We start from the raw sequence: 8,835 nt of genomic DNA, 5'->3' as shown, positions 1-8,835 counted from the left end.
GACAAAAACGTCGAGGCCAGCAAGCGACAGCGCGGTAGCCGAAAAAAGTGTACAAAAATAGAGTGCTGGAAATAGCATGATAAAAACAACATCGAGAAAAACTTGACACATACATTCAAATATAGGGATTTGCAACTTTTTGATTCTTCTTCTATAGTAAATCAAAAGAAAATTATTCATTCTTATGTTAATGGTAATTTTAAGAAGAGAAACCCGAGGACTAGAAAAGATTGGATAGGGGCATGGTGTAGCTTATATTCAATTAGCGATGTTTTAGACAAGTTCTTAAGCGATATATACGAACCTTTCAGCTATAATAGGTACACTTATTTACCTGGATCAACAAAAGGTGGATTGGTAATTTATGATGACGATACACATGCCCACAGCTTTCATAGTACCGACATTATATGTGGTAAGAATGTAAATAGTTTTGAATTGTATATTACACAAATTCGGCCATCTAGACAAAGGATCGGAGAAAACTCATTATAATACGCCAAGCTACAGGGCTATGATTGAGTTTTGCAAACAAGATAAGCGAGTAAAAGCCTTTTACGAAAAATATATGGAAACCAATATAAAAGATAATACTTACAATATTCCATATCCTTACTCTGTTTTAAATAAATCTTTATATGCTATAAAAGTAGTAAAACAAATAGAAGAAACCAAACCTATACCGATCAATATTAATCAGCCCCAATTTAGCCCCAAATACGTTCAAATTCATGCTTTATCTTGCAATTCCAAAAAAATCAAAAAAGCCGCGAATCCTTGAAATGTTAAGTTTTCTAAGGCTAAGTTTTGCAAAAAGAATTTCCTAACATTTGAAAATATTCATTCCTCGGATGATGCAAATAATCATTTACATTTTGTAATACTTATATTACAATGATAGTGATCTATTTTAGAAGGAAGGGAACTTGATGCTTGAGAATAGGGTTCGAGAGTTACGTGCACGGTTTAGATGGACACAACAAGACTTAGCTGATGCAATTGGCGTTACAAGGCAAACAATAGGATTAATTGAAAAAGGGGATTATTCCCCATCTGTAACGATGGCATTAAAAATTGCAAATGCTTTTAATGTTTCTGTTGAAGAAGTTTTTTATTTAAAGGAAAGGAATGATTAAACATGTTGAAACATATCTTACGTACACCATTAATACCGATGGGTTTATTTATACTGCTCATTACATTTTTGACACTTTCACTAACGAATACACTGGTTGTCTTAGCTAGATTATGTTTTGGGATATTAGTACTTTGTACATTTTTGTGGTTAACTTTTATAAAGCTTTACAACCGTAAGAATCCCGATAATCAAATTAAACCGTTTGGATTAATTCCACCTGAATTCCGCGAGATGGATGAGGGACAACAGTGGGTTACCTATAAAGCTTGCCGGAATGTTTATATTTACTATAGTTTTGCACTGCCAATTATAGCAGGGGTTTGTTTTCTTTTTTCTGGTCATGTTCTTATTCCATTAATTGGTATAGGTATAGTAGGCGTAGGACAATACATTGTTTATTGGTTAACGACTATTCGAGTATTAAATCGTATTTAACAGATTAAGGATTAAAGGAATATAATTATAAGAATTTGTGGAAGTATGAGTATATTTATGTATTAAGTTCTGATATTAGGGAGATTTAAAAATTGGTTAAAATTAAAAGGTTGAAAGATTGTACAATAACAGATGCTGTTAATGCTTGGAATGCAGGATTTGAAGGGTATTCAATTGATGTCAAGATGACCGATGATATGTTTTTGGAAAGGATGGTAAAGGAGGATTTATCCGTTAGTCTATCTATCATTGCCTTTGACGACAAACAACCGATAGGAATTGTTTTAAATGGAATAAGAGAAATAAACGGTAAAAAAGTTGCTTGGAATGGAGGAACTGGTGTTGCCAAGGCATACCGATCTAAAGGTATAGGAAAAAAATTAGTGGATTTAAGTATCTCAATTTTAAAACAAAACGGTGCAGATATTGCAACACTTGAGGTATTAAAAGAGAACGAGAAAGCAATTTCTTTATATAAGGATATGGGATATAAAGAAGTGGGAATATTGGAGTATTTAAATCTTAATAAAGCTTTGTGTCAAAATCCAATCCCTCATTTAAGAAGAAAAGTTACTGTTAAACGAGTGTTGCCCCAGCAAATAGGCAAGCAATTTTTTTATAAAGGAATGAACCCTTGGCAAACGCAATGGCAGAGTGCTAAATATGGTGAAGGAATCATCGTTGAGGACGAAGATGGAGAAGAGCTTGGCTATGCTTATTATCAAAGGATCTTCAATTCTAAAGGGAATCATTTGAGTACTATTTTGTTCCAGTGTGAAGCAAGACCGAATTTAGAAAGTGCAGAAGAAGTAATTTATTTTATGCTCGGTCATATTTTTGGTGATTTTAAAAATGATCTTAATCGGATAGTTCCTAATTTACCGGTCCGAGAAAGTGAACTAACTTATAAGGTGTTAAAACAGATTGGATTTCAAACAGCAGTTCAGCAATTAAGTATGAGGAAAGAATTAAAGTTACCTACGTTATCGGGTAATTAACCGTTGTTATTAATCTGAACCGATTTTTAATCTTTGATCATTATCATTTTGTATTCACTTTTCCGTTGGGGGATTATAATTTTTTATTGGTGTAATTTTCATTGTAAATCTAAAGTTTTGTTGTTTTGATAAAGGAGTGAATGAAGTATGTCTATTGCCATTATATACGGAGGAACTCGACAAAATGGTAATACTGAAATACTTACTGAGAAAGCGGTTCAAGGGATTACTGCAGAAAAAATCTATTTAAAGGACTTTAAAATTCAATCCATTGAAGATTTGCGACATGAAGAAGGGGGGTTTCATACGATTCATGATGAACACAATTTAGTTATAGAACGTATGATGCCCCATGACATTCTTGTATTTGCTACACCGATTTATTGGTATAGCATGTCCGGCATCATGAAAAACTTTATTGATCGCTGGTCTCAGACATTAAGGGATGAAAAATATCCTGATTTTAAACATTCCATGGCAAATAAGAAAGCCTATGTAATTGCGGTAGGAGGAGATTATCCAAACATAAAAGGTCTACCGTTGATACAGCAGTTTCATTATATTTTTGATTTTGTTGGTATTTCTTTTGAGGGTTATATAATTGGAAGAGGAAACAAACCTGGTGATGTATATAATGATAAAGAAGCGCTTTTAGCCGCTAATGAACTGCAAAAGAAGCTTATATTGGAAATAAATAAATAAGGGAGAATTATAAAATGATTGAATTACAATATAGTTCCTTTTCTAGCGTAGAAGGGCTTTTTAAACAAAAAAAGCAATTCATTCCAGCATTTGCAGTCATTCATGGTAGTTATCCAGGGAGAGTTTTTGTAGATCATGAAAACAGTCCCAAAGTTGCTATTGTTTGGGCCATTGGAAGGTGGATGTATTTAGAAGGTAACATAGTTACTGATCAAGAAAAATCTGAGTTAAAACGATTTTTTCGAGAAAATGTAATGCCAGATTGCAAGAAGTGGAACAGAAATTGGTTTGAAATATATACGAATGATTCTAAACAGTTGGAAGAGTACTTCTTGAAGGAAATTGATTTTTTAAAGGTTGATAAGCATTACGAATCCGTGTATACGCTAAACGTTGAAAAGTTTTTACAAGTTGCTAAAAGGAGCAAAAGAAATGAAGTGAAAGTTGAATTTAGAAATTTTGACATAATTCCAGAATCATTGGAGGAAACTTCATATGTAAAGAACCCAACATTATCTAAAAAGACCGTTGGGGTAGTTATTAAAAGGGAGAATCTAACTTTAATTACTCAGGGTATTTTTAGGCAATGTTTACGGATGCACGTAATAGTAAAACTTTAAAATTTTATGCAAGTTCTCATATAGACATACAATTCCCGAATAATTTATGATTTAAAATATATCACTCCCTCTATATACTTTGATTTTCTTCAAAATACTCCTGTTTTCTTAGAATTACTCAAACATCATTTTTACGAATTTATTGGTGGGCGTAGCGTTCGTCCAGAGTACAGAATATTCTAACAGGGTTGAATCCATCCTAACAGCCAAATTGTGAACATTTGGTTGAAAATGGTTATGACCATGCCCTATTCTCCACACTGCTTATGGCCGCTTACCCTCCCATGTATCACGGGATTTTTATCCATACATTCCTTCGTCCTGCGTATCCACAAGGTGGAGGTCGGAAAAAGCTCCTTTGCTGGGTCTTTTGCCCGAATGGATTAAATAAGCTCCGACTCTGCATTGTTGGTGTTTTTTCGTTCCAAAAAGCCAGGTGCATTGATTCAATTAGTTCTTAAATGCTTAAACTGCCTGTAATGCCTTTATTTGAGGTAAACCTTTTAAGATTTTGCTTCCATCAAATTCACATTGTTTCCTGCCAATCACAAACAGTATCCGTAAGAGTTTCCCACACAACGCAATCAGTGATTGTTGTTTCTTCAATGGGTTGTTGGGGCGGGTCGTGTAGTAATGATGGAGCGCCTTGAATGTCGGGTTGCTCGCCACTAATGGGCGGACGGCCAGATATAAGGCTTTCCGTAGTTTCTTTCGCCCTCGTTTCGTTATTCTCGTTTGTCCTTTGAACTTCCCTGAACTGTGTTCTCTTAAGGACAAGCCTGCCATGTTCACCAATTGTTGTGGGTGATCATACTTTGTGAGATCTCCAACTTCAGAGAAAAACGTGGCGACTGTAATGGTTCCAAGACCCTTGATGTTCGTCATTTCTTGAGCGCCTGGGATGTCTTTCATGACTTCCGTGATTTCTTTGTCGAGTTCGGTTAATTGACGCTGGTAGAGCTCGTATTGGTCTAAGAGACTGTGGATTTCTTTTCTCGCAAATCGTAGTCCGACTTTAATGCCCACGCTTTTTCTTGCCTTTTCCAGTAACTGGATGGCACGCTTGATTCCTACACCTCGCTTGATGACGGTTTTCCATTGTGCCAACACTTCTTCCGGTGTCATATCCTGAAAATCAGATGGAAATGGAAATTCGCGTAGGGTAAAGAGAGCGGTCTTCCCTTCCCAGTCTTTGAACACGTCATTGAACTCAGGAAAATACCGTTGAATGTGATTCTGAATGCGGCCGTCGATGACAATCAGCTGTTTGACGAGTTGATCTCGCAATTTGATCCCTTCCCGTAATTCGGCATAAATGCCATCAAGAAGATTAGGTACAGAGTATCGACCGTCTTTGACAAGCTGTGCAATGACACGCGCATCCTTGGTGTCATTTTTCGTAGGCGAGTTATCATCAAGCTCTTTGGACTTTTTCACGTGCATCGGATTGACCAACACGAGGTTGATCCCTTTGGCTCTTAAATAATAGGCTAGGCTCAACCAATAATGGCCGGTTGGTTCTGCGCCAATGATCAGCTCGTTTTTTCCATGTTCTTTTTGAAGCTTGGAAATCCAGTTTAAAAGCTGTTCAAAACCATGTATACGGTTATCAAAGATCAGTCTTTTTCCGAACTCAAACCCTCGATCATCCTGTGCACGGGCCACGTGTTTGTCCTTGGCGATGTCAATTCCTACAATCAAAGTTGATGGTGTGATTTGCGATAATTTGTGGTTTTGGTTATAATTCATTTTGAGTCCTCCTTGGTATTTATAAAATTCGGGGTCATGATCATGACACCCTGTACTATACCAAGGGGACTTTTTTATTCAAACCTCAAATATCTTCATTACAGGAATGCTCCTTTAGGAAAGCAACTGTAATATAACAAATTGTATTAAACTTGAATGAAAGGTTACTAATCATACTGGTTAGTGACCTTTTTTTAGTTTGTGTTCAAAAACAGGGCAATTTTATATTGCAGAATGCAAATAATACTTTACATTTTGCAATAAATTATTTACAATAATAATAACTGTTTTTGTAAGGAAGGGAATCTTGAGGTGAGGATAAATAATGTCGCAATGGGCACATATTTTTTGCGAATTATTATCAAAGTCATTTTGTAAAATATGAAAATTTATTAACTTAGGGGAGGATAAAATGAGTTCATATGTCATTGAGACGAATAATTTAACAAAGAAATATAAAAATCAAACGGTAGTTGATAAGTTGAATATGAAGGTTCAACAAGGGGAAATTTATGGTTTTCTCGGTCCTAATGGTGCAGGAAAAACGACAACGATCCGGATGTTGCTTGGACTTATCCGCCCTACTAGCGGAGATATAAAAATTTTCAGCCAAAATCTTACACAAAATCGAATATCCATTTTAAGCAAAATAGGATCACTTGTAGAAACACCAACATTTTATGGACACCTTACGGGTTATGAAAACTTAGAAGCTGTACGCAGATTAATTCAGGTAAATAATAAAAAACGTGTTGATGAAGTATTACGGCTTGTGGGATTAAGCAATGTTAAAGATAAAAAGGTAAAGAAGTATTCTTTAGGTATGAAGCAACGATTAGGGATTGCTACAGCACTTTTGAATGATCCGCAACTTTTAATTTTAGATGAGCCGACCAATGGACTTGACCCCGCTGGAATTCAAGAAATTCGTGAATTCATTAAAGAGATGCCAAAAAAATATGAAATGACCATTTTGTTATCCAGTCACCTCTTAAGCGAAATTGAGCTAATAGCTACACAAGTAGGTATCATCCACAAAGGAAATATTTTATTTCAAGATTCAATTAATGCACTACGTAAGGAAAGTGAAACAAAGATAAGAATTAAAGTCGATAATCCTCTCCGAGCAATTAAGTGTTTAGAACAATCGGGAATAAAAGCTTCCTTTTATACAGATCAAGATATTTTATATATAAGGGAATCAAGTTCGCAAATAGCTGGTGAGGCAAATAAGGTACTAGTCGAAAATGGTTTTTTTGTATCACGTTTGGAAGGTGTTAAGAAATCTTTGGAAGATATTTTCCTTGGTCTTACCGGAAAGGAGCATCATTTATAATGGGTCCAATTTTTTATTCCGATTTAATAAAAGTACAACGTTCGATGTTTTGGGGAATTGTCATATTGTTTCCTTTCATCCTTCTTGCAGGAGTTACCCTTTTATTGATACTCAATTTTCAAAACATTCAGCAGGATGTTTATCAAGGGAAAAGTTACAGTATATGGGGTTCCATGTGGATGGTAACCTATTATAGTAATTTCGTGATGATCCATTTATTTGTCACGGTATTGACTTCCTTTCTTGCAAATGTGGAACATCAAGCCAATGCTTTTAATCTTATATTTTCAATGCCCATTTCAAGGGTGAAGTTCTATTGGGTCAGATATTTTTGGATTATTTCTGGTGTAATATTGTCAAGTCTTTTCTTAATGTTAGGCCTTTGGCTAATCGGGATGATGTTTGGTGGCGGAGACTCATTAGATTGGTCTCGACTCTTCCACTTTACGATGTTTCCTTATCTTAGTTCCTTTTCATTCATTAGTTTTCAACTTTGGATATCCATGAATATAAAAAATCAATCGATTCCTATTATTATAGGTGGATTGGGAATTGTAGCTGGATTATTTATGTTGCCATCCCCTGGTATTGCCAAATATTTTCCTTGGGTTATTCCTTATCAAATCACACTTTCTGAAGAAAATATCATTACAGACTTTTCCCATATTGTAAAACCACCAATCTTTCACTGGGAGTGGATTGGTATAAGTTTAATCGTTGGTTTTATCTTAGTTAGTTTGGGAGCTTTGCAATTTGCAAGAAAAGAAATGATTTAGGGGGAACAGAATGTTAAAAAGCATATTATGGTCAGAATGGTTAAAAATTCGCTGTTATCCAAGTATATGGCTAATGATTTTTCTTCTTCCGCTTTTTCTTACAATTGTTGGGGTAATGAACTATACGACAAATCTGCATGTGTTTGAGGAAGTGGGCATGGTTGGGTGGATGGGCACCTGGACGCAAGTAGAATTTTTGTATGGTATGGTTTTGTGCCCAGTTTTATCCAGTGTGTTTGTTGCCCTCTTATGCCGTTTTGAACATGCATATGGAGGATGGGAGCAATTGCTGGCCTTTCCAATTTCTAAAAATGCAGTTTACTTATCCAAAATGATTTGGGCGTGGTCTCTAATCGGTTTGACAAATACGGTTTTATTTGGGTATTTTTTTGTAATTGGGAAATTAATGGGGGTCTCGGGGATTTTCCCTTTTATAAGTGTATTAAAACTGTTTTTCGGAGGATGGTTTGCAACATTGCCATTAATTGCAATACAACTTTGGCTATCCACTCGATTGAAAAATTTTGCTCTTCCAATAGCCATTAATTTTGCTTTTGTTATGCCTAATGTCTTTATATCCAGTTCAAAGTATGGAAAGTATTATCCGTGGTCCCAACCAGCTTATGCAATGACACCAGAGAACCAACTCGGAGTTATACAGTCTCTTCAAGATTTTTATTTGGTTGTTATTATTATATTCGTAATATTTTGTATAATTGGACTTTTTAATTTTGCAAGGATTGAGTTTAGATAAAGGGTAAATACAACTATGTGTATATTAATTTTTTTTACAAAGGAGATGGCTTAGTGAAAAAGTTCTTATTTTGGATTGCATGTATTATTATGATCATCGCTATTCTATTTTTGTTTGGTCCTTTTGGAGAATTACTAACCTCTTTTTATAAGTACCCATAAACGTTAATTTATCAAGGAAAATGTTTTTGTGTTAACTACTGCTACCTTTCTTAGGGTGTGTCAATAATTTTGTGTAAATAACCCTATTTCCGGTAGAAAAGTTAGCCTGCTTATTTTAGTTGATAAAACTTCTATCTCTAGGTTAAACACAGAGCCACAGCGGTAG

General features: G+C 35.2%; 9 protein-coding genes. 8 read left to right on the top strand and 1 reads right to left on the bottom strand.

The annotated features are described in order from the left end of the window. Nucleotides 1-926: 926 nt before the first annotated feature. The 5 genes from IEV18_RS15625 (at nt 927) to IEV18_RS15605 (ending at nt 3,893) form a co-directional block, all read left to right on the top strand. The gene (locus IEV18_RS15625) at nt 927-1,136 is read left to right on the top strand and encodes a helix-turn-helix transcriptional regulator (protein WP_033826665.1); all 210 of its coding nucleotides are present in this window, start codon (nt 927-929) and stop codon (nt 1,134-1,136) included. 2 nt (nt 1,137-1,138) lie between these two features. Beyond that, entirely contained in the window at nt 1,139-1,573 is a 435-nt protein-coding gene (locus IEV18_RS15620) for a hypothetical protein (RefSeq protein WP_188393313.1), read from the top strand. 92 nt (nt 1,574-1,665) lie between these two features. Further along, entirely contained in the window at nt 1,666-2,571 is a 906-nt protein-coding gene (locus tag IEV18_RS15615; protein ID WP_188393312.1) for a GNAT family N-acetyltransferase, read from the top strand. Nucleotides 2,572-2,718: 147 nt separating this feature from the next. Next, the gene (locus IEV18_RS15610; protein WP_188393311.1) at nt 2,719-3,273 is read left to right on the top strand and encodes a flavodoxin family protein; all 555 of its coding nucleotides are present in this window, start codon (nt 2,719-2,721) and stop codon (nt 3,271-3,273) included. Nucleotides 3,274-3,287: 14 nt separating this feature from the next. Continuing rightward, the gene (locus tag IEV18_RS15605; protein ID WP_188393310.1) at nt 3,288-3,893 is read left to right on the top strand and encodes a hypothetical protein; all 606 of its coding nucleotides are present in this window, start codon (nt 3,288-3,290) and stop codon (nt 3,891-3,893) included. A gap of 465 nt (nt 3,894-4,358) precedes the next feature. Here the strand turns inward: IEV18_RS15605 and IEV18_RS15600 are convergent, their stop codons facing one another. Continuing rightward, nucleotides 4,359-5,642 carry an IS110 family RNA-guided transposase gene (locus IEV18_RS15600; protein ID WP_188393309.1) on the bottom strand — a complete coding sequence of 428 codons (1,284 nt, stop codon included), beginning with the start codon at nt 5,640-5,642 and terminating at the stop codon, nt 4,359-4,361. 412 nt (nt 5,643-6,054) lie between these two features. Between IEV18_RS15600 and IEV18_RS15595 the strand changes: the two genes are divergently transcribed. Genes IEV18_RS15595 through IEV18_RS15585 form a run of 3 tightly spaced genes read left to right on the top strand, consistent with a single transcriptional unit; the run spans nt 6,055 to nt 8,508 of the window. Next, nucleotides 6,055-6,978 (top strand): ABC transporter ATP-binding protein, encoded by a 924-nt coding sequence (locus IEV18_RS15595; RefSeq protein ID WP_188393308.1) that lies wholly within the window; start codon nt 6,055-6,057, stop codon nt 6,976-6,978. After that, nucleotides 6,978-7,754, top strand: coding sequence for an ABC transporter permease (locus IEV18_RS15590; RefSeq protein WP_188393307.1), 777 nt, complete (start codon nt 6,978-6,980; stop codon nt 7,752-7,754). Before IEV18_RS15595 ends, IEV18_RS15590 begins: the two co-directional genes overlap by 1 nt. 10 nt (nt 7,755-7,764) lie before the next feature. Continuing rightward, entirely contained in the window at nt 7,765-8,508 is a 744-nt protein-coding gene (locus tag IEV18_RS15585; RefSeq protein ID WP_188393306.1) for an ABC transporter permease, read from the top strand. The last annotated feature ends 327 nt before the right edge of the window (nt 8,509-8,835 follow it).

It is taken from the genome of Compostibacillus humi (genome assembly GCF_014637175.1).
GTDB lineage: Bacteria > Bacillota > Bacilli > Bacillales > Amphibacillaceae > Oceanobacillus > Oceanobacillus humi.
Note: the sequence above shows the minus strand (reverse complement) of the source record. Positions and strands in the feature narration are given on the sequence as shown.

Bases quoted from the DNA above. Each gene is read 5' to 3' on its own strand.
- IEV18_RS15620 (WP_188393313.1), top strand. From the start codon at position 1,139: ATGTTGAAACATATCTTACGTACACCATTAATACCGATGGGTTTATTT.
- IEV18_RS15610 (WP_188393311.1), top strand. From the start codon at position 2,719: ATGTCTATTGCCATTATATACGGAGGAACTCGACAAAATGGTAATACT.
- IEV18_RS15605 (WP_188393310.1), top strand. From the start codon at position 3,288: ATGATTGAATTACAATATAGTTCCTTTTCTAGCGTAGAAGGGCTTTTT.
- IEV18_RS15600 (WP_188393309.1), bottom strand. From the start codon at position 5,642: ATGAATTATAACCAAAACCACAAATTATCGCAAATCACACCATCAACT.
- IEV18_RS15595 (WP_188393308.1), top strand. From the start codon at position 6,055: ATGAGTTCATATGTCATTGAGACGAATAATTTAACAAAGAAATATAAA.
- IEV18_RS15590 (WP_188393307.1), top strand. From the start codon at position 6,978: ATGGGTCCAATTTTTTATTCCGATTTAATAAAAGTACAACGTTCGATG.
- IEV18_RS15585 (WP_188393306.1), top strand. From the start codon at position 7,765: ATGTTAAAAAGCATATTATGGTCAGAATGGTTAAAAATTCGCTGTTAT.